We start from the raw sequence: 24,997 nt of genomic DNA, 5'->3' as shown, positions 1-24,997 counted from the left end.
CCGACAATAACTAACGGAAGCCGATCAAGCTTAGTTTACTGTTTCTTAATTTTGAATAGGCCGTTCGATAAATACGCGGTTGGTGTCACTGGCAAGGCTCCCAAAAATACCTATTCCGCCCTCCACATTATAAATGATATTTTGTATTTCTCCCGGGGGAAGGATCGAAGGTCCGCCACCGGTTTGGACCTCCTGCGAGCGGATGAAATCATACAAATTATCGTCGATGGTATTGGCCACGATATCATTATCACCATAAAAAGCCACCGCAAGCCATGGTACTCGCAAGGATAGGGTGCCATCACTGTTGATATCATAATTTCCTTCATTGATAATACCGGATGAGTTGATCTCAAAATCTTCAATGTCTTCATCCTGGTCGAAAACCTGATCCCGATAAAAGGGAGTTAGGTTTTCTTCAACGGGTTCTGCGGAAATGACAGAAAACACGAAATAGGTCTGCCTTCCGGGATACTTACTTTGGGTGGTGGTCACGGTAATCTGCTCCTCTGACTGATAAAAAGCCGTATCAATGACTGAACCTACGGTCTGGAACTCTCCGGGTACCAGGGTAGTGGCACGAACGGTATCGCTATTTCCAGGAAAGGTTACCTGCAATTGGTAGTTTCTACCCGGCAAAATCCGATCTTGACTCACCGTCCGATAAAAATTGTTGGCATTATTTGGGTCATTCACATAAGTATAAGTTCTTTCAATCGAACCGTCTTCCGCAAGCAGGTACATTTCAATGTTGGCATTACCGATACCCGATTCCTGAACACTGTATTCTTCTTCCAATGAAACGGTGCGGCTAAGCCTTACACCGGGGAGGGCACGGTTGGCTACCAGATACGATTCCACAACATAGAATTCACGATATTCATCCTGTGGATACAGGTCACAGCTTGACCAGACAAAAAGAAATACTAATGCTATAGGTAAATAAAATTTATTCATATCTAGAAGTTAATCGTATATGAGACACTGGGTAAAATAGGTAGTAACCGGACTGCTTCTCGGGTTACCGGAAATTCAAGATCGTAATTGTAGAACCAAACATTTCGTCTGGAGTAGACATTAATTATTTGAAATTGCCACTCAGCTTCTCCCGAACCGAAGAAGGTACCTTGCCGGCTGAAAGAGAGATCCAGGCGGTGGTATGCAGGCAACCTGGAAGCGTTGACTTTACCTACTACTAACTGATCAACAACGGTACCGGAACCCGAGGAACTCGAAAAAGGAAAATCCAGGGCCACCGTTCTGCCAAGCGGTTTGGTGTAAGCCTGACCGGTGGCATAGTTAAATGCCATGGTCGCTTTCCAGCGTTCGCTTAGTTGGTAGTCCAAAACAAGGTTTACATCGTGAGAGCGGTCGTATTTCGGGGGATAGAATCTGGCTTCGTTGCTGCCAATAGGTTCATTGAAATTGGGAAACTTCCTACGGGTTACGCTGATGGTATATCCCAAAAAGCCTGTTAAACGGCCTATTTGTTTCTCCATTAAAAACTCTGCCCCATAAGCGTAGCCTGTGCCAAATCGAAACAAGTCGGGATAATCAAGTCCGGCCGGATCGGGCAAGAAGGGGTCCAGCTCAAATAGATCATTCATGGTTCTGAAATATAACTCAACATCAAAACCGTATCCTTCCCAAGGCTGGGTTTTTGCACCCAGTACAAATTGGTCTCCATATGCCGGCGTAACACCGTTATCCGTAGTTAGCCATACATCAAAACCGGAAAATGCTTCGTTGGTTATCAAGGTGAGAAACTGATTATATCGACCGTAAGCTGCCTGTAGTCTAAGAGCATCGAATGGCTCATATTCAGCAGAAAAGCGCGGTTCTATACGAAAGTAATTGCCTTCGCTGAAGGCGTTGACGCGAACTCCGGGTTTCAGTTTCCAGTCTGGCGCTATTTGCCAGGTGTCCTGAAGGTACCAGGACCCGTAGGTGGTCTGAATGCGTGAGCTGAACGTCTCCACACCATCAAATTCATCCTGGAGCCTCAGTGTGAGCAGTCCTCCCCAAAAACCGGTCTCAATCTCATGGTTCTCCCCTAACAGGTATTCCAGATCACCCTTTACAGAAAAATCATAGATATTATTGTTCCTTTCGAAGGGTGTTGATGCAATATTAAAAGACGGGAAATTAAAGTACCGGGAACCAGTCAGGGTCAGGTTCCCGAAAAGACGTTCGGAAAAAATATGGCTCCAGTTCCCGCTTAGAGTTTGATTACCATAATTTAAATTTATGCTGGCATCATCTGCGAAAGGAACCGCCACATCATCGCTACCGGAATAGAAAGCGAGGGAGAATTTGTTGTTCTCGTTTGCATCGAAGTTAAATTTTCCGTTCAGATCCAGAAAGTAGAACTTGTCGGGAATACCGTCGAATGAGTTCCTCAATGCGGCAAGCAGCGGCTCGAGAGTGGAGCGGCGTACCGCAATCATATAGGATCCTTTTTTATAAGGGCCTTCGATCATAAAACGGGAGGCCAGCAAACCAAGGGTAGCCGACCCTGCGAATTCGTTGCGATTGCCGTCTTTATTGAAAATAGTTAGTACTGAACCCAGTCTTCCACCGTACTTAGCAGGATAGCCACCCTTATAAAGCCGGATATCTTTTACGGCATCGGGATTGAAGGTTGAGAAAAATCCGAAAAAATGAGTGGGATTATAAACGGTTGTCCGGTCAAGGAGAATCAATGTTTGGTCGGGACTACCGCCCCGAATATAGAGTCCGCTGGAGAAGTCAGAAGAGGCCTTCACCCCGGGTAATAGCTGGATCGAGCGGAACACATCAGCCTGAAATACAGAGGGAACCCTTTTAATTAACTCGGTTTGTACCTGGGCAACCCCGATATTTTTTTGTTCTTTCTTTTCGGCTTCCGATTCAACAATGACCTCTTCCAGCCGGTATCCTTCGGGTTGCAAAGCGATATCCAGTCTCAAATTTTCACCCTCTTCAAGGCTAATCTCACGAGAGAACTGTCGGTAACCGATATAGGATGTGACCAGAGTATAGGTGCCGGGAGAGATATTGGTAATGGTAAAATATCCAGATGTATTTGAGGAGATGCCTTTACGGGTGCCTTCGAGAGCAATGTTGGCTGAAATAAGTGTTTCACCCGTTTCAGCATCGGTTATATAACCGCTTACTGAGGCGGACTCTTGGGCTAAAGCGTTACTTGTGAATGCTAGGAGAATAAAGATGAATCGAAATTTCAACGGCAATAGGGTTGTATGCTCTACAAATAAATTTTAGAAATGTAAGAGCAAAATGATACAAAATAGTTCCCCTAAAGAATAATTCAATTAATTCACTTGGTGACAATCATGAAGTAACCAGAGATCACAGTTATAAGAATGTTAACAATTACCTTTATGGAACACGGATATAACTGATCAGCGGGAGAATTACATTCTATAATTAGAGTTTAATCAATGCTCAGACAGGTTTATATTAGCAGCTCATCAAATTTTTAGTTAGTACTAAGGCAATGCCGGAAAGAAAAAACTGGATCGTATTAAAATTTGGCGGGACAAGTGTATCCAACCGTCAAAATTGGGACAATATTCGTGAGGTAGTCAAACAACACCGAGACAGTGGTTATAAGGTCTGCCTTGTTCACTCTGCTGTCAGTGGAATATCAAATAAACTGCAGGAAGTCATTGATCAGGCACCAAGAGGCAATTATACGGCTTTGCTGGACTCCATTAAGGACACCCATCGTGACCTTGCAGATGATCTCGGGCTGGATGCTTACGAACTGTTGGGTGATTATTTTCTGGAACTGGACCAGCTAGCCAAAGGTATTGCGTTGGTTGAGGAAGCGAGTTTCAGGGTTCAAGCCAAGCTGATGTCCCTGGGTGAGCTCATGGCCACAACACTTGGGGCGGCATTTCTTAAGAAAGAGGACATTGAAACCAATTGGATGGATGCCAGAGATCTGCTTAAAACAGTTCCTCAGAAGAATGCGAGCGAAAAAAATATCGTGCTCTCTGCAGTGTGTGATGACAGTCCGGATAAAGAACTGCAGCTGGAACTGTCGGACAAAGGTAATGTAATTCTTACCCAGGGTTTTATCGCCAGCGATCAGAGTGATAAAACTGTTCTATTAGGCAGGGGCGGTTCAGATGTGTCTGCCGCATATCTTGCCTCAAAGTTGAAGGCAGAAATTCTTGAAATATGGACCGATGTTCCCGGTATGTTTACAGCCAACCCCCATGCGGTACCCTCGGCGCGTCTTTTAAAGCATCTCAGCTACGAAGAAGCCCAGGAGATCGCTACCAATGGGGCTAAGGTACTGCATCCCAGGTGTATCATGCCGGCGCGCAAGCATAAAATTCCTGTGCATATCAAATGCACGCATAAGCCAAACCTTGAAGGAACAGTTATCTCTTCAGCGGTTTCAGATGATACGGCCCTGGTTAAGGCCATCGCCGTGCGAGGTGATATTATCCTGGTGAGTATGGAGTCGCTGGGCATGTGGCAGCAGGTAGGTTTTTTGGCGGATGTCTTTGAAGTGTTCAAGAATCACGGTCTTTCTATCGACTTGGTCTCAACTTCTGAATCGAACGTAACGGTATCCCTCGATCCGGGACTAAATGCGCATTTCCAGGATATTCGAAATGAATTCGTGGAGGAATTGAGTGCCCATTGTAAAGTTAATGTCATTGAGTCGACGTCTGCCGTCAGCTTACTGGGCCGTCATATTCGTACCATATTGCACCAGCTGGGCTCAGCTTTTGAGGTATTTCAGGAGCACCAGGTTTACCTGCTGAGTCAGGCTGCCAATGACCTGAACTTTACTTTTGTCGTAGAAAGCGAACAGGCTGACCGTTTGGTACGACAACTGCACGAGCAGGTCATCTCACAATCCGGAAATCAGCAGTCATTCGGACCTACGTGGCCTGAATTGATGGGTGATGTGGAGGAGAAGGAAGAGCTCCATGAGGCGTGGTGGAAGGGGAAGCGTGATGAACTTGTTCAACTCTCGCGGGAGAAAGGGCCCTCTTATGTGTACAGTAAAGATGCACTTATAGCAAATACCGAAAGGCTGAAAGAGCTTCACTCTGTCGACCGGTTTTTTTATGCCATGAAAGCCAATGCCAATATTGATGTGCTGAAAACCTTTCGCTCACAGGATTTAGGATTTGAGTGCGTATCCATAGGTGAAGTTGAAGAGGTGTTCGAACTGTTCCCGGATATAGATCCCGGGGAGGTCATTTTTACACCCAACTTTGCCCCTCGGGAAGAATACGAACAAGCGTTTGATCATGGTGTGAACGTGACGCTCGATAATATTTATCCCCTGCAGAAATGGCCGGAGGTCTTTGAGAACAGAACCATTTTCCTGCGTATTGATCCGGGACACGGGCATGGTCATCATGATCATGTAAAAACGGGAGGGGTGCACTCCAAGTTTGGAATCCCGCGATTTGAAATACCTGAAGTGAAATCTATTATTGATGATATCAGTATCACTGTGAAAGGGTTGCATGCCCACATTGGCAGCGGAATAAAAGATCCGACCCAGTGGAAGAGCACTGCTCTTATTTTGCACGAAGTTGCGGAAGAACTGGGAGGCGTAGATGTATTGGATCTTGGAGGAGGGTTTGGAATCCGCGAGAACGACACCCAGGCCTCACTCAATATGAAACAGGTTGACGAGCTGCTGAAGCAGTTCAGAGATGCTCATCCCAATTACGAACTATGGGTGGAGCCGGGGCGCTTCCTCACAGCCACAGCCGGAGTTCTATTGGCAAATGTGACACAACTTAAAGGGAAGGGAAGTGTGAAATATATAGGTATTGATACGGGTATGAACTCATTTATCCGTCCGGCGCTCTATGGAGCCCGCCATACCATTGTCAATCTCAGTAAGCTGGATAAGGAATCAACTCAGGTGGTAAATATCGTCGGACCCATTTGCGAATCGGGTGATAAGCTGGGAATAGACCGATTGTTCCCTGAATCGGAAGAGGGGGATGTGATTTTGATTGCCAACACCGGCGCCTATGGCAGGGTAATGAGCTCCAGCTACAATCTACGTATGCCGGCAACTGAAATTTTGATATAGGCAGTATTAAACCACTTAGTACACTAAGTGACTAAGTGGTATTAGATCTTGGTATTCTGCTAAAATAATGGGAATTTAAGTCCGTTATTCTCTGTTATATTAAGGATATCAAAGAAAGATGTTCTTTAACATTTTGGGGGTGTACCGGATTCGACGGAATGAGTAAAATCGCAGGTTGCATGCCGAGTTTGCGCGATGACACTCGTTAAAAAGCATCATGCATATATGTAATTGACAACAATTACTCTTACAGCTTAGCTGCATAAACAGCTTTGCCGTTCTCTCGGCTTCTTGCCTGTCAGTGCCGTTAGAACGCCGACTATGATAGGATAATATGGCATTCGCCGTCTGTCGGATGTCATGTGAGATTAAAACAGTCTAGTCTGGAGTTGTTTGTTACCGAGCGTAGCTTCAGGCGAAACTCAATTCGGTAACTAAGCATGTAGATACTTGAACGATATGCCATTTCGGACCGGGGTTCGACTCCCCGCACCTCCACTACTACAAAGCTGGTTCGTTAACTCGGACCGGCTTTTTTTATATGTAATCATTTCGAACCCCGGGGTTCTGCCAAAGGCATCCCTGTGGGAGACTCTCCGCAACTCCACTTTTGTAAAGTAGGTTCGTTAGTTCGGACTGACTTGCCTATTTAATTTTCTACCCAAAGTTCCTCTCAAAATTCTGCTGTATGGTGCTCTTGTGTGCTTATTGAATAGGAATTCTTAATAAAAATCCCCTACCATTAATCATCATTGCATTTGTCTAATTGTCGTCACCTATGATTGCTTTTAACCGTGACATATCTTCGGAATTCATTTTAAATGTATTGGTACACATATTGGTACGATAATTCCCATCTTTATCTCGGTATCCGAATATGATGTATTCAGAATTTTTCTCGAAAAGAAGGTCACAATTCGTCCATCTCGGTGTAATAGTCACAGTATCTTGTGGAGAGCCTTTAAACACTTCTGAAACGTTTACCTGTACAAAATATCCAGAAGATTCAATGTAATCCCGTTTGAGTTTATAGGTAAGTGTATTTTCAATGTTGGGATATCCCAGATCTTTTATTCCTATGATTTCACCTTTTATAACGAAATCAACTGTTTCAAAGTCATCTTTCATACTATGAGGCATACAATCGCATGCAAAAACCGTTGAAGATTGAAAGAATATGAAAAGTGAAATCAGTATCCCACTGCGCATATATATTCTCATACCAAATTACTTAAAATGGCTCATAAAGTTACTCCTTCAACTCACTAAGATATATTTACTCATACTTTTGATGTATTACATAATGCAATAATGCTCTATTATTTTCTCTATCTATCTCTACAATGACTATTCTATCGACTTCTCCAAATTCAAAAAACCTACAAGTACCATCATCATTTACATATGGATTTTGTTCTTCAAAATATTTGAAATATTCTAAAAAATAGTCCTTAAGCCACATGTGGGTCTTAATATCCAATGATTTTATCTTATCTAAAGAAACCGTATCAATATTTGTTACTTCTGGTTCATATAAACTTATGGGGCTATAATCTGTACCTTTATAAATCATTTTGTATTCATAAAAGTATGAATTTGGTGGCAGTCCTATTCGCTTTCGAACCACGTCATCTGATTGTTGTTCAAACCTTAAATAAAGAACAGAATCTTCTGCTAGCGGTGTTTCAACCGGAGATAACCCTAATATTACTATAGAGATAATAGTTAAAAGCATCGTTGAAATTTAGTCTCCATGATCATTGCAGCACGGCTAAATCCTGTCTCTGGAGAAGTTTAATAGGTGGTACATATTCGTAATTCTAAACAAGAAAGAACCATTATTTTATTCTTTCCAACAGTACCGTTCTACCCCCATTAAGGGAACGCAGTTCAAAGTTATTGCCGGATAGTTGTTTGAAAAGATATTTTTCTCTGCCTTCATATTGACGATACTCTATTCTTTTTGGCAAGCTCACTTTTACAGTAGACTTATAGCCCATCAAAGTATCAGCATCCAGCACCAACTCTTCATTAATTAAAGACGTAAACTTAAAAATCAGATCAGATTTGCCGAATATAAAAATTTCAGGAATGTTCCCGGTTGAATCTGCTTGAAAGCCATGTATTGTCTTATTGCTGTCATTTTTAATTTGCACTATAGGAGCTGGATAGATAGGCCTATCATTTTCTTCCACAATCTTAAAATGAACATAAAGAGAACTATCGACAAGGGAGGAATCAAAAGTTGCGAGATTTAAAATCGATTTTCTATCAATGATTTTGAAGTAAGCTTTCGGTGGATTTTTAAAAGCGATGTAGTTTATAGTTAAAGTGTCACCATCAGTACTAAAGCTACCTTTGGAAATCTGTTTTTTAGTATGTATTCCTGGAAATCTTGTCTCGGTTGTAAATCTTTTAATACCAAATTCATAGATTAATCCATCATCTCCGTAAAATTTTTGATTTGCAATCTGCGCAAGTGAGTCATCGCAATTCCAATACATAGAAAGGATAGTACTCATAAGAGCAACTCTAACTATTGCCTTTATAGATTGTAAAATTACTCGCATTGCCCGCTCCTGCTGGACCATTCAGGCTTGTAACTTTGCTTTTTTCTCTTGGTTTATTGAGAGACGTAATTGAGTGAACTGCTTATAGTTATTCTCAATTTAGAGTCAACCAATTTCACTAGTAACTGTATTTTGTTAATATCACTCATATGCCGCAATGGCGTCTTCCACGCTATCGTAATTGTCGAAGATTTTTACGAGCTGTGATACCATCAGCAGGCTTTTGATCTGATCTGTGGCACCGCAAATTTTTAGGTCGCCGCCCGCGTTTCGCATGGTAGTGAGTCCCCCAATCAATATCCCAAGACCGTTTGAGTTCATGAATTTAACCTTGCTTAAATCAGCTACAATATTGGTCTTGTTATCCAGGATTAGATCATGCAGATCGTGCCGGAATTGATCTGCTTTTGGGCCTCCTATCATCTTTCCCTTGAATTCAATAACTACGCTATCATATTTTTCATTTACGGTCCATTTCATAATCCCCTCCTTATTTTGTGATCACGGCTTAAACCCCTCAATATGAAAAGCTTACTACAAATTTCAGAAAGAAGCTAAAGTATTGTCTAAAAAATATGAAGGGTAGCATTAAAAGTAGTGATAGCCGGATGAGAATTGCTAGATATAATATATCGTAAAGAAAGCTATAACCGGCTACTGTCCCGACTAGATATAGTTCTGGTGCACTTTTGATGTAATTTCTATTTGCCCGGATTCAGATTTTTATTTTGTGACTGTTACCTTGGGAATAGCAATATAGTTTTAAGATATAGCTCGGATACTACTGTTCCGAACTCTTCTGGGCCGATTTGGTGGTGATGACAATAACGCCATTTCCGGCCTGACTCCCATATTGGGCAGCTTGTGAATCGGTTAGCAATTTGACTGTTGCAATTTCACCCGGGCTAAACATATCGCGAACATTTGGATAGTTTCGTCCTACTTTTTGACCGTCTACTACAAAGAGTGGCTGTCTCTCGTCACTGTCTCCCAGGTTTATATCCTTTTTATCTTCGGGCTCACCCATACCCCGACTGACACTGGAAATACCCTGGGAGCCTCGTAAAATCACTTTGGCGTAATCCCCGCTTCCCATTATTTGGACACCGTTAATCCTTCTCAGATGTTCTTCAAGCGTCCAGGTCTCGTCTTCCGGAGCAGTACTTTTCTTCCCTGAACTGCCGCTTGTGGCACAGCCTGCCAATGCCAGTAAAGTTATAACTAGTGCTGATATGAGTAGTGATCTTAAATAATCCATAATACTGTTCCCGTTATTTTACTAATGATAAACTTAGTAATAGATTATAAAAACTATGTTTAAATAAATCACATCTTGCAAAATCAGTATAGTTTCGACTGGGGTGTTATCCTCTTTTCAGTTTATCATTACGAATGGAAAATGGCATAGGTTATTCCGATGCTAATCATAGAAAATACTAATGCAAACCCGGGAACGGATTATCATTTTAAAGTGCTGTGTCGGCTGATAGCAAACAACAATTTAAACTTAATTTTAGATACATGAACACAGCATTTATTTTTATTTCAATCTGGCTCGCCATTTCATTGGTAATGGGCATATTCGGCATCACGCAACGGGGGTACCAGGATCGTATGTCACCCCTGGAAGAAGGCGTTAAAAGCCTCTACAGCTTTGTAAGAGGCTTTGTTTCCTGGCCGGTGAACTTTCCCTTGGGATTGGCAAAACAAAAGTATAAAGTGAACGTAGTTCACAAAGTCAGTACTGGAAAAAGAATTCTACATAGAAAATAAGCGCAAGATTACATTACCATTAGTCAAGGGGAGTACTCTTTTGAATAGTCGGTAGATATTTTGAGCAAAACGAAGCCCATCGGTTTTTACGATGGGCTTTTTTATGGTTCGCAATCTCCTTGTGATAAAATAGTATCGAATAATCCTGTTTCCACTCAAATAGCTGCTGAACCCACTCTTGACTGAGGTAGCATAATCAATCTCAAATATGAATAATATTTTTCATACTATTATTTCAAGACAGTAACCCGACAGGCTAAAGAAATTAGGCACATTTCATGGATTATCGTTTGCTTGAGCTCATGATTCCGGATGAAAAAGTTGAAGAGGCTATTCAAACAGTGGAGGAACAGGAGCCTATAGGGATGTGGTCTGATGAACATAGTAATGGCTATACAGTGGTGCGAGTGTTGGTGGATGCCGACAAAACAGAGAATTTATCTGACACGCTTAGCGACAAGTATGCTAACACCGACGGTTTTCGTATTCTCCTATTTACCATAGAGGCAACCCTTCCGCAACCCGAGAGGGAAGAGAAGGAAGAAGAAACAACACAGGAAGATGAGCAGGAAACCAGAAAGGTTGGCAGGATAAGCAGAGAAGAGTTATATGCGGATGTTACCAGCGGGAGTGAGCTATCGCAGGTCTACATTGCTCTGGTGATCCTTTCGACCCTGGTGGCGGCTGTGGGATTGATGCGTGACGATGTGGCCGTGATTATCGGAGCTATGGTGATCGCCCCACTGTTGGGACCGAATGTATCAATGGCACTCTCGGTGACGCTCGGCGATATGCAGCTGGCCTGGCGATCGCTGAAAGCGAATGCGGCAGGTTTGTTTATGTCGTTAGGAATAGCGCTGGTAATGGGTATGGTCTTGAATATTGACTTGAACTCCGAGCAGATTATGAGCAGGACCCAGGTCAGCTTAAGTGATATTACCATTGCTCTGGCGGCCGGGAGCGCGGGAGTACTGGCATTTACACGTGGCGTTCCGGCTGCAGTGGTAGGTGTAATGGTAGCTGTAGCCCTCCTTCCTCCTTTGGTAGGTATCGGACTCTTGCTCGGCAGCGGATATATGCAGCTGGCGATAGGGGCCACAATTCTCACCTTTACCAACCTCATATGTATAAACCTTGCGGGAGTGGTGACATTTCTGCTTCAGGGCGTTCGTCCACGAAGTTGGTGGGAAGCCGAAAAAGCTAAAAAAGCTACACGCTATGCTATTGTCATCTGGTTCGTATTGCTGGTAATATTTGCCGTACTCATATGGTTCTGGGGCCAGGGCTAAAACTATTTAGGATTATTTTTTCCCGAAGAAGAGATTTTACTTGCATTACAACATCCGACTTCTAATTTCCAGCATCCAGCATCCAGCATCCAGCATCCAGCATCCAGCATCCAGTAAGCTATGAAACGACAAAACATCTCTTCGAATACCAAATGGGAGCCCGTGGTCGGTTATGCCCGGGCGGTAAGGATTGGTCAGACCATCTATGTATCAGGAACTACGGCAACAGACGATAAGGGTGAGGTGGTCGGTATTGGAGATCCCTATCGTCAAACAGTGAAGATTATCGAAAATATTGAAAGAGCTCTGAAAAAAGCTGATGCGGAACTGTCAGATGTCGTCCGCACCAGAATCTATGTTACCGACATGTCGGATTGGAAAGAAGTGGGTAGTGCACATGGTAAATATTTCGGTTCTATATTACCTGCTACTTCGATGGTTGAAGTCAGTCGCCTAATTGATGCCGACATGCTGGTTGAAATTGAGGCAGTAGCAGTAATAAAAGAATGAAAGCTGATATTGGTAGATTGGCAAAGAAAATAACAAAATATACATTTCTTTAAGGCTAATCCTTTAGGTTACGGCTGCCTTTTGCAGGGTATTGAATCTGTTAAAGACATAAGTACGGAGGTATACTATGGGTGAATTTCATGATAAAAGTTTTCCGGGCGAGTCTGCTGAATATCGGAAGAAACGTGACAGGCTGTTACAAGCAGAAATCGAACTTAGAAGACAAATTGAGCGAGTAGCAGAACAGCGAAGAGCACTGCCGGTTGGTGGACCAGTGAAAGTAGATTATGTCTTCCAGGAAGGAGCATCAGAATTAACCGATCGTGAGACTCGGAGGGATGTTCGTATTTCCGAGCTTTTTGAGGATGGGAAGCAGAGTCTTTTCATTTACAGTTTTATGTATCATCCTGACTCCGAGGTTCCGTGTACGAGTTGTAATTCTGTCTTGGATGGGCTAAACGGACAGGCGCCTCATATTGCAGACCGGGTCAATTTTGCGGTCGTAGCAAAGGCACCTATTCAAAAGATAAGGAGTTGGGCACTAAAAAGAGGATGGAATAATCTGCGCATGCTATCCTCTTATAAAAACAATTATAATTTGGACTATTTCGGGGAATCTCCTGATGGCAGTCAGTGGCCTGCAGTCAATGTATTCCGAAAAACACGGGATGGCATTTTTCATTTCTACAATACCGAACTGCTATATGCTCCTTCAGAAAAGGGCCAAAACCCAAGGCATGTTGATTTAATATGGCCGCTCTGGAATGTATTTGATATGACTCCTGAGGGAAGAGGGACCGATTGGTATCCGCGTTTTGAGTATGAAGAGTGAGTAAAAGCCAGGAATCTGCCTAAAAGCTTACAGAGATATTAAATGAGGGCTGTATTCCCAGGTCGTAAACTTCTACGGGTACATTCGAAAATCGGTTTTGGCCGGCTGACTGGTCAAGCACCAGAGATAGCTCCCGATACCAGGGGTTGTTACGGTCCGTCAGATTATATACGGAAAAAGTGGTCTTGAGGGTTGCTGACTTGAATTCCTTCCGATATTCCACACTTAAATCAGTTCGCATGTAATCTTCAAGCCTTTGATCGTTGGCAGGTCCAAAAATAGCCAGTTTGTTAGGTGTGCCTGTAGCATACATCCATGATACAAATACCGAGAGGTTGCTTATCGGATAGAGTTCTACTGTACTATTGTAGCGATATCTTCGATCCCAATCTACATAGAAAGGTTCACCTTGGTTAAGCAGCGGATTTTGTAATTGCATCCTGGAAAGTGTGAATGCCTGTGATAATGCAAAATGCCTGAACTGGTTTCTTAAATAAAATTCAATGCCTTCTCCTTCACCGGAGTTATCAGAAAACCAGGGCGAATCCGAAAACGTGTTGTTCAGGGAGTAGGTATTAATTTCATGCAGGCGCACATTTTCATATTCTTTTTTATATGCTTCGATCTGGAAATGGGTGTGTTTGAACGGCTTCAGGTAGATGCCGGCTGAGAAATAATCTACTGAAGACGGTGGCTGCAGATCTGTGGCCAGTATCCAGATATCGGAACTGACAATATTACTCAAGGATATCTGGTTTAAAAACTGGTAGTTCTTACTATACCCGATAGAAGCTGAAAGGTCAGCTTTCGGAAATAGTTTTAACTTCACTCTTGGCGAAAATTTCAAATAGTTGCCGTTGCTGTAATAGTGAGTCCTATTTCCTCCAAACAAATCGAACCATTCAAACTTTGTCAGATCTACCTGCGCGTAGGCATCAACCCGGTGAGCTGTGTTCTGTGTGAAAAATCCCGGACGATCAAAGGAATCCTCAAAATATTCCCCTGAATAATAGTGGTAGGATCCTCCGAATGTCCATGTTGCGCTCCAAAAAGAGAAATCAAAACGTTGCTCGCCTTTGATCTCATTAATGATGCTTTTCATCTCCAAAGGATAAGTGAACAACTGAAAGGATTCGGAGGCTTCATTCAATCGATAGTAGGTAAAATCATCCTTGCCAAAATCGGTATCGTAGATACTCAGGCCCGCGGATGTGTAGGAGTAGGAGGTGGATGAGAGTGGAGCCTGATATTGTATGCTGCCCGCAACGTTACTCCAGCTGTTATCTGTTTCTACAGGACGTAATTCGATCCGGTTCCCACTAATGGAATCAAAAGAGCGGAAGACTCTGTTTGCCTGCTGCTCGGTGTTATCCTGACCAAAATAACCTGAAAGAATAAAACGATTTCCGGATTTTCCCTCAAAATACACTTTCCCATGCAGGTCAAAAAAGTGAGCATTACTTTCCACAGGTCTGACCAGTCTCGATTCGATATCAATCAGGTTATCAGCAAGAACCTGCTGAGACCGGTCTACGTCCAGCCCCCATTCTATAAGAGTTGAATTATTCAGCCAGTCGATGGCATTCATATAGGAATTTCTGCCTGAAATTAGCCAGCTGCCTTTTCCTTTACTGATGGGGCCTTCAAGTGTCAGTCGGGTGGTAGTGTTGCTCAGACCTGCGGTGCCCCTGATTTCATTAAGTGAACCGGTCTTGGTATAAAACGAAAGGGTACCGCCGGGCGGGGCCTGGTATTGTGCGGGAGTAATATCATAGAAAAGCCCGCTTGTTTGCAGGGCATCCGAGTTAAAACTATCGAGCAAGCCAAACAAATGACTTTGATTATAAATAGTGATTCCGTCCAGCAGAATACGGAAGCCGTCTGCAGGACTGCCTCTTACATTAAGACCGTTGTCCAGGGCCGTATTGATATTTACAGCCGGCAACTGCTGCAGGGCGCGAATAGAGTTGCTTTCACCCAGTGGACTGAAGGTTCCGATATCCACGGATTGCTGCAGGGAAGTGTCTACAGTGGAGTAATAATTCATTCCCGTAATGATGATCTCATTTCCTCCTACAAAAGTAGGCTGGAGTCGAAAATTAATATCTGAGATATCGGAATTTTCACTTAGATCCAGAACAAGCTCTTCTGTAGCATATCCGACATAGGATGTTCTAATCGTGATTTCGGGATTTACGAAAGTATGCGTGAAATTAAAAGCTCCGGCAGAATTGCTGGTGACACCTTCTACGCTGCCGTTGCTTTTCCAGGAAATCGTGGCAAAAGGGAGACGTTCTCCGGTAGTCGCATCTACCACCTGGCCCGAAACCGTGACTCGCTTCCCCCTGTCTGTTTTGCTGTTTCGATGGATCACTACCTGGTTACGTGCACGGTCTACTTTTAAAGCTACAGGCTGAAATTGAAGGCTGTTTGATAGCTCATCCATCAGATTATCATTATCGGCACGGAAGCTAACCCGGATTTCCGAAATCATCGCTTCACGATATAAGAACCGGTAAGATGTCTTTTGTTGAATATCATCAATTACCTGCAGGAGGGGCTCATTTGTATAATTATATTGTGCAATTGCTGTTAAAGGCAACAGAAAGCAAGCGATAATAAGAAAGGTACCCCGGAATTTAGAATGCATAACTTTATTTACACATTATCTCTTTGGAACGAATATGTATTGCCTGTCCCCATTTTTGATGAATTGTCCGTCCAGTACCAGCGAGAGATCCTCAAGGCTTTCATCGATGCTATTTAAAGCAAGCGAGCCGCTTAAACGGGTATTCATAATTGAATCAGGGGCAGAAATACGAATATTAAATTCTTGTTCCATCTCATTAAATACGTAACGGGTAGTTTTGTTGCGGAAGTTTAACTCACTACTCATCCAATCTGTATATTCCGTAATCTCGGCCGATTTAGTAGTTAACAGGTTATCCGGACCAATTTCGGCGGCCTCACCCGGACTCAGAGTTACAGCTTCCTTACTCTCAATGTTTTCAAAACGAATAGATCCTTCTTCGAGATATACCTGTGTTTTATCACCCCAGTTACTCAGATCAAACCTGGTTCCCAGGACCTGTACCTCTCCGTTTCCGGCTCTTACCGAAAAAGTGCGATTATCGCTTTTCATAACTTCAAAAAATGCCTCGCCTTCGAGCTGATAGTTATGCTCGTTTGCACTTATTTCCAAAGCTTTGATAGAAGAGTGAGGCCTCAGCGTTACTTTGCTGCCATCCTCAAGAACTACAGTTTCGATATTCGCTGAGCTGGAAGCAATCATCTGTGGCTGCTGGCTCAGGTAGAAATATGCAGCGAATCCGATGAAAGCGGCAACCAGCAGGGAAGCAGCAACTGCCCATATGGTTTTAAAATCTGTTTGAGAGCTTCCCAATTTGTGGATGGTGGCGGAATGCTCTTCAGAATGGATGGCTACTGATATTTCTTGCCAAATTTCATCAGAGGGTACTGCTACATCAGGGATAGAACTTTTATTAGCTTCTCTACTTTCTCTGTAGTTAAGGAGGGTATCAACAAGAGTATCTGTTTCACTGCGTAGATCAGTCTCGCTTTCTAAGTAACTACCTATTCTCCGCGCCAATTGCAGGTCGGGATCATTTTCAGGAAGTGTTGTGCGAGTCATGTCGTTCATCATTTAAAATGGTCCGGACACCGGTGGGTGCCCGACCATATAGTTTAATTTACAGATAGTTAATCGGTAGCTCCATCATCGCCCGAATCTGATTCTTCAAGTTCGAACTCGATCCTGGTAGCAACTATGGTTATGCCTTCCTCTTCCGATTCAACTCCTTTTCCATCAGCAGCAACAGTCTGACCTTCTTCCAGCGCATTTCGAACGGACTCGAGATCCATGAAATCACCGCTCTCATCAAATACAGTGTCATCAGTAATTTTGATTACACGTTCATCCTGTAGAGTTACAGTACTATTTTCCAGGCTGACGCTCGATATGAAGGCATCGAAATTAAGTTCTCCTTCTATACTGTCATCTTCCTCTTCTATTTCAAACTTAACCTGGGTGGCTACGAAAACATCACCGTCTTTATAACCATCGCCCTCAGCTTCCACGAGTTTTCCGGCTTCAAGGGTTTCAGCCACTGCTTGAAGTGAAAAGAGGTCGCCATCGTTTTCAAAAGTCGTTTCATCAGTGATTCGTATGACACGTCCTTCTGAAAGTGTAAAGGTACTGTTCTCTAGGTTTACAGATGTAACCTTGCCTTCAAATTCATCATCCTGATCGCTAACATCACCGTCATCAAGATTGATGCGGAACAGTTTACTGAATCGTTCGAATCGAAGCAGGGCAGAGCCGTCACCATTCATCTCAATAGTTCCACGAATGGTTTTGGTGGAGGAGGACCCGTTATTCACTTTTTCTACAATAAGTTCATAGGTAAGAGTACCGGTTACCCCTTGTTCCAGACTCTGGTTTGTCTGAACTACTGCTTTATCGATCTCAACATTTAAAAAATTGATTTCTAGTTCATAATCTCGTTCCAGGGGATTCCCTTCATCATTGGTGCCCTCAAAACTACCTTCTCCATTATGTTTTCCGTCGATAGAGAGGATGTTGGATGCCTGTGAAACTCCGTCGATCAGGAACGTATCCTTTCTCGCGAAGAAGGAATTTCTGGACGGTGAATTTACCGTACCTTCACGGAATCCTTTGAAGTCAATTGTTTCAATTCGCTCTCTATTGACGCGCGGAAAGGCAATAAAAGCTCCGTTATTATCGGAAAAGATATACTTAAGTGTATCGGTCACACTTTTTGAAAAGTTGGCTTTAGTAACAGAACGCAGAAAAGCCAGAGTGTGAATGCCTGTATCCGGATCATAGGAATAACTGAAATTAGATTCCCGACCGCGTCCGCTGTTTTCGTCATCATCGTCATCCATGCTTTTAGCGGCAGTAGTTCGTACGAATCCGTCGCTAGAAATGCCGGTAAGGGCGTCATTAAGACTTCCCATGATTCCTGATGTCTCGTCAGATAAGGATTCTCCCAATATCTGACCGGCAGCCTGAAGATCTTCTTCGGTTATTTCATCGGACTGCTTATCAACCCCGCTGATGGAGCAGCCTGATAAAACAAAAAGCAGTATCCCCATGCTCAAAGCCCAAATAGAGTATGTATTATATGTAGATTTTATTTTTTTCATGATTCATCCCATGATAGTTGTTTGTGGTATGGTTTCACAGGTTATACACACAAGAAAGGGGGGTACCCCCAATGTAAATTACTTTTCGGGATCAAACTGCCGGAGCGCAGCACGTAAATCTTTGAGTGCTAATCCCATATGATTTTCGACCGTCTTTTTGCTAACACCTAATGACTCGGCTGTCTCCCGGTAGGTAAATTCCTGAATAAAACACATTTCAAATACCATACCTCGCTTCTCAGGCATATCGGATATGGCGCGGTCGATTGCTTTTTTTAGCTCTGCAGCCCGTAGGTCGTCTTCCGGATTTTTCCCGTCCTCAATAACAGGCAACTCCTCAGATTCGTCAAACTTTGAGTTATCTCGAATGTGATTCAACATTCGGGTATATCCGATCCTAAACAGGTAAGCTTGAAGAGATTTTGACGGATCAATCTGCTGCCTTTGTTCCCAGATGTAGATAAATGCTTTCTGCACCAGGTCACGGGCTGCTTCTTCGGAAATCCCTTTTCCCATTAGATATCTATACAGCGACTCGTGATGGTGCTCGTAGAAGATTTTAAAAGCTTCATGATCACCGTTCTTAATAGAACGAGCCAACTCGGCACGCTCCGATTCAGAGAGTTTTGACAGGGCAAGGGCGAGCAGAATTAAATAAAATGATACCTGTCCCATCAAAGTTTATTAGCCGCTATTTTTTGCACTTTCCTTTTCGGGGACGATGGAAATTTTATCCAATGATAAACCGGCCATGATAGCATCATAATTGGTGATATCCGTTGGAATGATAATATCATTCTTGTCATCGGCTAATTTGGATAGCTGGGATATGTATTTTTCTGCAAGACGCATCTGCATGGCCTCTTTGCCTTTTGGCGAGTTCAAAGCTTCCGCAATTTGTTCTATAGAAACCGCAGTAGCCTCGGCTAGTGATTCAATTTCCTGCGCAACCCCTTCGGCTTCATTGATCCGGCGTTGCATTTCACCTTCCGACACATTGATGATCTCACGCTTCTCACCCTCTGCATCGTTGATGGTGGAACCTTTGACACCTTCCGACTTAGCAATAGTAGCCCGTCGCTCACGTTCTGCGGTCATTTGACGCTCCATGGCATTTTGAATAGTACGCGGGGTGACAATATTTTTAATCTCGTAACGATGAACGCGAATACCCCATGCCTGCTCCATCTCAGCGAGCACGCTAACTACTTCCTTATTAATCATTGCACGGTCTTCAAAGGTATCGTCAAGATCCATGGTTCCTATGATGGATCGGGTGGTTGTCTGGGCAAGCTGTACGGCGGCAAAACGGTAGTTAGTAATGCCATAGCTGGCATTGACAGGATCCGTCACACTGAGATATATGACGCCATCTACCTCAACTTTGACGTTATCCTTGGTAAAGCATTCCTGGGGTTCCACTTCTATGGTCTCTTCTTTTAAGTCCTGGCGGTATTTCACCTGGTCGAAAAAGGGCAGAAGTGCATGAAATCCGGGTCCCAGTGTTTTCTGGTATTTGCCTAACCGCTCCACGATGTAGGCTTTCTGGGTAGGTACCAGTTGGATAGACTGAATGAACTTGTACAATGTATAGATGGCCAGAATTCCTAAAACTCCCTGGCTGATGTAGTTGATAATCATTGGTTACCTCCCGTAGCATTAGATGTTCTGACATTTTGAGGCGTGTGGTCGCTGACCTTGCTGACACCTTCAAAGAACGTTTTTAAATTGGCTGTTTCTGTAGGCAGTACCGATACGTTTGATTTTTCAATAACGTTGCCAAGTTGATTGATAAACTGCTCAATCAGTTTGGTTTTTACAGCAAGGTCACCCCCGGGCTTGGCGATGGCCTCCGATACTCTTTTGATGCCTTTGGCTGTAGCTGTAGCCACCAGCTCAATTTCTTTCGCGCGCCCTTTTGCTTCGTTGATTCTTTTTTGACGATTGGCTTCTGAAATCAGAATCGCAGCCTGTCGTTCCCCTTCTGATTCATTGATTTTATAATCACGCGTACCGGTAGACTCAGTTATCTCGGCTCTTTTCTCCCGTTCGGCCTCCATCTGTTTTTCGAGGGTATTGATCAGAGTGTCAGAGGGGCGGATATTTCTTATTTCATATCTCATGACCTTAATACCCCAAGGGTCGGATGCTTTATCAATTTCACGGACAATATTTTCATTCATCTGTTCCCGTTCAGAAAAGGTGTCATCCAGCGTGATTTTGCCGATTTCACTACGCATGGTCGTCTGGGCCAGGTTGATGGAAGCCATTTTATAGTTTCCTATTCCATAACTGGCCTTGTATGAATCCATCACCTTCACGTATACCAGCCCATCTACCTCTACCTCAATATTATCTTTGGTAATACAGGTTTGGCTGGGAACATCGATAACCTGTTCCCGCATTTCCTGGCGGTAAGCAGCCCGGTCAACGAAGGGTATTAGAAAATGAAATCCCGGTTTCAGGGTTTTGTTGTATTTACCGAGTCGTTCTTTGATGACTTCTTCCCGCATCTCAACAATTTTAAACACCTTGGTAACAATGAAGATACCAAGGGCCAGTAGTATTAGAAGATAAGTCCACATAAAATTAGGAATTAATTTAGTTGATGATGTATTGTTTTGGCATTAGTTACCCGCTAATTGGATTGCTCTATTTGAAGTATTCACTTAGTCTTCCAATTCATCAAGGGGCTCTACTACCCAGGTTACATTGTCGCGGTATTTAATCTTTGCTTTCTGTCCCGGCTTTAGATCTCCTTCAATGGTTCGGGCTTGCCAGGAAATACCCTGAAACTTGATCCGCCCGCTGTTATCCTGATCATTGATGGGTTCCACCACTTCTACAATTTGTCCCATAGCCTCAAAGTCTTCATCTGCCAGTTTGAAAAAACTTTCACCTCCCCAGTATTTCATCAACAGGGGCCTGAAAACCAGGATCAGGGCTATTGCGGTTCCCAGCCATGTTATGATGGAGGTACCCGGCTCTACCAGGATGCCGAAGTATCTCAGTACACCCACGAAGATGCCGCTAAATCCCAGAAAAAAAGAAACCCCCCCGGGAATCAGTGTTTCCAGAATCATCAACGCCGCACCGCCGGCTAAAAAAATCCAGGTCAATGTCTCTCCATCCATGGGTCAGTATAAATATGGTTGATGTTTGCCAATCTGATAGGATAGCACTCATAAAATTATATCATTCCCTCTTCTCATTACCAAATAAAACAGCGCATGATTTTGACTCTTTCATATTATTATCCAACCTTGCTACAGTATTAAAGAGTATTACCATTGCTCATGATTAGAAGTTAACTCTGAGTTTAGATTGGAATTGATCATACCTCAGGTGCATGAGTTACATTGAGAGCAAGATGGGATGTTTGGAAGGAAATATAAGTAAGAATGGCTCCTTAGTGGAAGATTAGAATCCGCAAATATTAAGCCATATTGCTTTATTTTAATTTTCTTCCCCTATAAATTTTCCTAAAATCATCTACAGTTAAAAGAAGACTATTAATCCCGGTACGATGAAGGGTAACAAAAAAGTTTACCTGCTATGCATATTTTGCCTGTTTATTCCAGGCAGCTTATATGCGCAAAACATTTCGATGCGATTCGACCATCTTACTATTCAGGATGGCCTTTCCCAAAGTACCGTAAACGACATTATTCAAGACAGTAAAGGATTTTTATGGTTTGCCACTGATGATGGTTTAAATCGTTACGATGGTTATGGCTTTACCGTTTATAAGAATATACCGGGAGATTCTACTTCTATATCAGATAATTCCATCAATAAACTCATTGAAGACCGGAGAGGGAATATCTGGGTAGCTACCAAAGACGGCGGACTCAACAAGTTTAACCGCAATAAAGAAACTTTTATAAGGTACAAGGCCGATCCCTCAGATTCTACCAGTCTCAGTGATAATTTTGTCACAACACTTTTCGAAGACCGTTCCGGCGTTATCTTGATAGGTACTCAGAAAGGGCTCGATATCTATCAGCCCGAGAGAGACAGCTTCTTACACTATTCTTCCGATCCGAATAATGAGAACTCCTTAAAGGGAGATTGGATCACCTCAATTTTCGAAGATCATAATGGTATACTTTGGCTGGGCACACAGAGTAGCGGATTAAACAGATTTGACCGTGAAACCGGTAATTTTCTGCATTATGAAAACCTGAAAAGTGATGATAAGAGTCTCAGTGATAACTGGGTGGTAACCATATATGAGGACAATAAAAATAAGCTTTGGATAGGCACCCAAGGTGGTGGAGTAAATCGTTTTAACAGAAAAGACCACTCTTTTGAAAGATTTACAGCTGATGCACCGGGCTCCGGAGGCTTAAACCACAACTGGGTGCTGACGATGTATGAAGACTCATACGGAGATCTGTGGGTTGGTACGGTCGATGGCCTGAGCTTGCTGGATCGCACTGAAAACAGATTTATTGATGTTGCCAGCATCAAGGATGCTCCCGATTTGGAGAACAAATCTGTTTCAGCCCTGCTTGGAGACCGCTCCGGGGTATTCTGGGTTGGGACGAAGGATAATGCGCTATATAAATTTGTCCGCTCTACAGCTTCCTTTAAAATCTATGATTCCAATACCGGAAATTCGGTTAGTCTCTCAGATGAAAATGTCTGGGCTGTGCATGAAGACAGCAAAGGCACCTTGTGGATCGGAACTAACGGGGGAGGCGTGACGCTGCTAAATCCGGAGCGAACGGAAAAGCAAGTATTAAAGCACGATCCTCAGGATCCGAACAGCCTTTCCGATAATTACGTAAATACCATTTATGAGGATAGTGACGGTACCATTTGGATAGGTACCTTGAACGGCCTGAATGAATATGATCCAGAAACTGAAACCTTCAGACATTTTAGGGCAGATCCCGAGGATCCCAATAGCATCACAGGTAATATTATTACTACTATTTCGCAGGATGCGCACGGGATGATCTGGATCGGAACGCTGAACAACGGCTTGAGTCAGTATGACAAGGAAACCGGTGAAATTAAAAACTATCAGAGTCGGGCAGGAGACGTGGAAAGCCTCAGCCATAATAAAATATGGTCCTTTTACGAAGACCGGGAAGGTAGTTTTTGGGTGGGTACGCACGGGTATGGACTGAATAAATACGATCGCAAGAATGATGTGTTTGAGCGGTATGTGAACCAACCGGGAGATCCCACCTCCATCAGTAACAATTTTATCAACTTTATCTACCAGGATTCTTCAGAACGATATTGGATCGGAACACTTAACGGGCTGAATAAACTAGATCCTGAGACAGAGAATTTTGCCGCCTATACAACTGAAGACGGATTGCCAAATAATGTGATTTATGGAATTATTGAAGACGAACGTGGCCATCTCTGGCTGAGCACCAACAAGGGAATTTCTGATTTTGACCCTGAGAATGAAGTCTTCCGAAATTATGACGAAGGTGATGGACTGCCAAGTAATGAATTCCGTTTCGGGGCTTATCACCGGGCTAAAAACGGTACCATGTATTTCGGCAGTATAGGCGGACTCGTATCATTTGAGCCAGACAGCATACGCGATAATCCACATATCCCGCCGGTGGTATTCACCAAACTCGAAGTGAGTAACCAATCCATTCCAATTGGGCAGAAGTCACTGCTTAAGAGATCCATCACTGAAACCGATTCGCTGGCTTTTTCCTATCGTGATAATGTGATCTCATTTGAATTTGCGGCCCTGCATTACGCAGCACCCGGTCAGAACCAATATGCTTATAAACTGGAGAACTTTGACGACGAGTGGCAGTATATCGGGAACAGGCGTTTTATTTCTTTTACCTCGCTGCCTCCCGGCGATTACACACTCCGGATAAAAGCCGCCAATAAAGACGGTATCTGGAACGAAAAGGGTGCTTCTATTGCCATGACCGTACCACCGCCGCCATGGTTTAGTTGGTGGGCCTATTTTAGTTATATTGTGCTCTCAGTGATGGCGATAGGAGGATTTATCCACTACCGTATTGCAAAAGAGAGAAAGAAAAAACGGCAGCTGCAGGTACAGAACCAGATGCTTGAGGGGCTGGTTTCCGAACGTACCAGTGAATTGCAAAATGAAAAAGAGAAGAGCGATCGTCTGCTGTATAATATTCTTCCCAGGGAAGTTGCCGAAGAGCTGAAAGAACGGGGTACCACCACACCAAAGAGATTTAAGCACGCTACCATCCTGTTTACCGATTTCAAGGGCTTTACGGAAGCTGCCAGTAATATGCCGGCCGATCAGTTGGTATCCGAACTGAATGATATTTTCCAGAAGTTTGATGAGATTATTGACAACTACGGCCTGGAGAAAATAAAAACGATCGGCGATGCTTACATGGCCGCCGGTGGTATACCCATGGAGAATGCGAATCACGCCTTACAGTGTGTAAAAGCTGCACGAGAAATGCTTCTTTACATTGATGAGCGCAACAGAAAGTCGAGCCATTGCTGGGAGATGCGTGTAGGTCTTCATTCAGGCGATGTCATTGCCGGAGTGGTGGGACAAAGAAAATTTACCTATGATCTTTGGGGCGAAACTGTCATTGTAGCCAGCCGAATGGAGTCGGCAGGGGTGGAGGGTAAAGTCAATATCTCTTCTACGACCCATGAGCTTGTGAAGGATTTCTACGACTGCGAGTACCGGGGTAAAATCATTGCAGAAGGTAAGGGAAAGGTTGACATGTATTTTGTAAACTACGAACAGGAACAGGTTTTGTCTCAATAAGCA

The 24,997-nt window shown here is 43.4% G+C and carries 20 protein-coding genes and 1 other RNA gene; 7 read left to right on the top strand and 14 right to left on the bottom strand.

Going from position 1 to position 24,997, the window contains the following annotated elements; translation table 11 throughout:
- Nucleotides 1–45: 45 nt before the first annotated feature.
- Together G3570_RS10150 and G3570_RS10145 are read right to left on the bottom strand one after the other, a co-directional pair.
- Nucleotides 46–957, bottom strand: a complete 912-nt coding sequence (locus G3570_RS10150) for a DUF4249 family protein (protein ID WP_165141926.1) — start codon at nt 955–957, stop codon at nt 46–48.
- 2 nt (nt 958–959) lie between these two features.
- A complete protein-coding gene (locus tag G3570_RS10145) occupies nt 960–3,224 on the bottom strand; it encodes a TonB-dependent receptor (protein ID WP_249066954.1) in 2,265 nt (754 codons plus the stop codon).
- Between the two features lie 272 nt (nt 3,225–3,496).
- Here G3570_RS10145 and G3570_RS10140 point away from each other — a divergent pair, with 272 nt between their 5' ends.
- Entirely contained in the window at nt 3,497–6,079 is a 2,583-nt protein-coding gene (locus G3570_RS10140; RefSeq protein WP_165141924.1) for a bifunctional aspartate kinase/diaminopimelate decarboxylase, read from the top strand.
- A gap of 135 nt (nt 6,080–6,214) precedes the next feature.
- Nucleotides 6,215–6,580: a transfer-messenger RNA gene (gene ssrA, locus G3570_RS10135) on the top strand.
- Between the two features lie 261 nt (nt 6,581–6,841).
- Here ssrA and G3570_RS10130 read toward each other — a convergent pair.
- The 5 genes from G3570_RS10130 to G3570_RS10110 all read right to left on the bottom strand — a co-directional run bounded on the left by G3570_RS10130 (nt 6,842) and on the right by G3570_RS10110 (nt 9,907).
- Nucleotides 6,842–7,219, bottom strand: coding sequence for a hypothetical protein (locus G3570_RS10130; protein ID WP_249066952.1), 378 nt, complete (start codon nt 7,217–7,219; stop codon nt 6,842–6,844).
- Between the two features lie 136 nt (nt 7,220–7,355).
- Nucleotides 7,356–7,814: a hypothetical protein gene (locus tag G3570_RS10125; RefSeq protein WP_165141920.1), complete on the bottom strand. Its 459-nt coding sequence runs from the start codon at nt 7,812–7,814 to the stop codon at nt 7,356–7,358.
- Nucleotides 7,815–7,917: 103 nt separating this feature from the next.
- The gene (locus G3570_RS10120; RefSeq protein WP_165141918.1) at nt 7,918–8,670 is read right to left on the bottom strand and encodes a hypothetical protein; all 753 of its coding nucleotides are present in this window, start codon (nt 8,668–8,670) and stop codon (nt 7,918–7,920) included.
- Nucleotides 8,671–8,790: 120 nt separating this feature from the next.
- Entirely contained in the window at nt 8,791–9,129 is a 339-nt protein-coding gene (locus tag G3570_RS10115; RefSeq protein WP_165141916.1) for an STAS domain-containing protein, read from the bottom strand.
- Nucleotides 9,130–9,430: 301 nt separating this feature from the next.
- The gene (locus G3570_RS10110) at nt 9,431–9,907 is read right to left on the bottom strand and encodes a TonB-dependent receptor plug domain-containing protein (protein ID WP_165141914.1); all 477 of its coding nucleotides are present in this window, start codon (nt 9,905–9,907) and stop codon (nt 9,431–9,433) included.
- 263 nt (nt 9,908–10,170) lie between these two features.
- Here G3570_RS10110 and G3570_RS10105 point away from each other — a divergent pair, with 263 nt between their 5' ends.
- The 4 genes from G3570_RS10105 (at nt 10,171) to G3570_RS10090 (ending at nt 13,053) form a co-directional block, all read left to right on the top strand.
- The gene (locus tag G3570_RS10105; protein WP_165141912.1) at nt 10,171–10,422 is read left to right on the top strand and encodes a hypothetical protein; all 252 of its coding nucleotides are present in this window, start codon (nt 10,171–10,173) and stop codon (nt 10,420–10,422) included.
- A gap of 278 nt (nt 10,423–10,700) precedes the next feature.
- Nucleotides 10,701–11,711 carry a TIGR00341 family protein gene (locus G3570_RS10100; protein ID WP_165141910.1) on the top strand — a complete coding sequence of 337 codons (1,011 nt, stop codon included), beginning with the start codon at nt 10,701–10,703 and terminating at the stop codon, nt 11,709–11,711.
- Nucleotides 11,712–11,831: 120 nt separating this feature from the next.
- Complete coding sequence (locus G3570_RS10095; RefSeq protein WP_165141908.1) at nt 11,832–12,221, top strand: RidA family protein; 390 nt, start codon at nt 11,832–11,834, stop codon at nt 12,219–12,221.
- Nucleotides 12,222–12,348: 127 nt separating this feature from the next.
- Nucleotides 12,349–13,053, top strand: coding sequence for a DUF899 family protein (locus tag G3570_RS10090; protein ID WP_165141906.1), 705 nt, complete (start codon nt 12,349–12,351; stop codon nt 13,051–13,053).
- A gap of 19 nt (nt 13,054–13,072) precedes the next feature.
- Here G3570_RS10090 and G3570_RS10085 read toward each other — a convergent pair whose 3' ends face one another.
- The 7 genes from G3570_RS10085 to G3570_RS10055 all read right to left on the bottom strand — a co-directional run bounded on the left by G3570_RS10085 (nt 13,073) and on the right by G3570_RS10055 (nt 21,374).
- The gene (locus G3570_RS10085; RefSeq protein WP_165141904.1) at nt 13,073–15,703 is read right to left on the bottom strand and encodes a TonB-dependent receptor; all 2,631 of its coding nucleotides are present in this window, start codon (nt 15,701–15,703) and stop codon (nt 13,073–13,075) included.
- A gap of 15 nt (nt 15,704–15,718) precedes the next feature.
- Complete coding sequence (locus tag G3570_RS10080) at nt 15,719–16,705, bottom strand: FecR family protein (RefSeq protein WP_165141902.1); 987 nt, start codon at nt 16,703–16,705, stop codon at nt 15,719–15,721.
- A 68-nt stretch (nt 16,706–16,773) separates the two neighbouring features.
- Entirely contained in the window at nt 16,774–18,240 is a 1,467-nt protein-coding gene (locus tag G3570_RS10075) for a DUF5666 domain-containing protein (protein ID WP_165141900.1), read from the bottom strand.
- Nucleotides 18,241–18,318: 78 nt separating this feature from the next.
- On the bottom strand, nt 18,319–18,915 hold the full coding sequence (locus tag G3570_RS10070) for an RNA polymerase sigma-70 factor (RefSeq protein ID WP_165141898.1): 597 nt from the start codon (nt 18,913–18,915) through the stop codon (nt 18,319–18,321).
- 9 nt (nt 18,916–18,924) lie between these two features.
- Nucleotides 18,925–19,881 (bottom strand): SPFH domain-containing protein, encoded by a 957-nt coding sequence (locus tag G3570_RS10065; protein ID WP_165141896.1) that lies wholly within the window; start codon nt 19,879–19,881, stop codon nt 18,925–18,927.
- Nucleotides 19,878–20,825 (bottom strand): SPFH domain-containing protein, encoded by a 948-nt coding sequence (locus G3570_RS10060; protein WP_165141894.1) that lies wholly within the window; start codon nt 20,823–20,825, stop codon nt 19,878–19,880. Before G3570_RS10060 ends, G3570_RS10065 begins: the two co-directional genes overlap by 4 nt.
- An 84-nt stretch (nt 20,826–20,909) precedes the next feature.
- A complete protein-coding gene (locus G3570_RS10055) occupies nt 20,910–21,374 on the bottom strand; it encodes an NfeD family protein (protein ID WP_165141892.1) in 465 nt (154 codons plus the stop codon).
- A 392-nt stretch (nt 21,375–21,766) separates the two neighbouring features.
- Between G3570_RS10055 and G3570_RS10050 the strand changes: the two genes are divergently transcribed.
- Complete coding sequence (locus tag G3570_RS10050) at nt 21,767–24,994, top strand: two-component regulator propeller domain-containing protein (RefSeq protein ID WP_165141890.1); 3,228 nt, start codon at nt 21,767–21,769, stop codon at nt 24,992–24,994.
- The last annotated feature ends 3 nt before the right edge of the window (nt 24,995–24,997 follow it).

This window comes from Halalkalibaculum roseum (assembly GCF_011059145.1).
Lineage (GTDB): Bacteria > Bacteroidota > Rhodothermia > Balneolales > Balneolaceae > Halalkalibaculum > Halalkalibaculum roseum.
The sequence above is the reverse complement of the archived record's forward strand: the minus strand, read 5'-3'. Positions and strand labels throughout refer to the sequence as shown.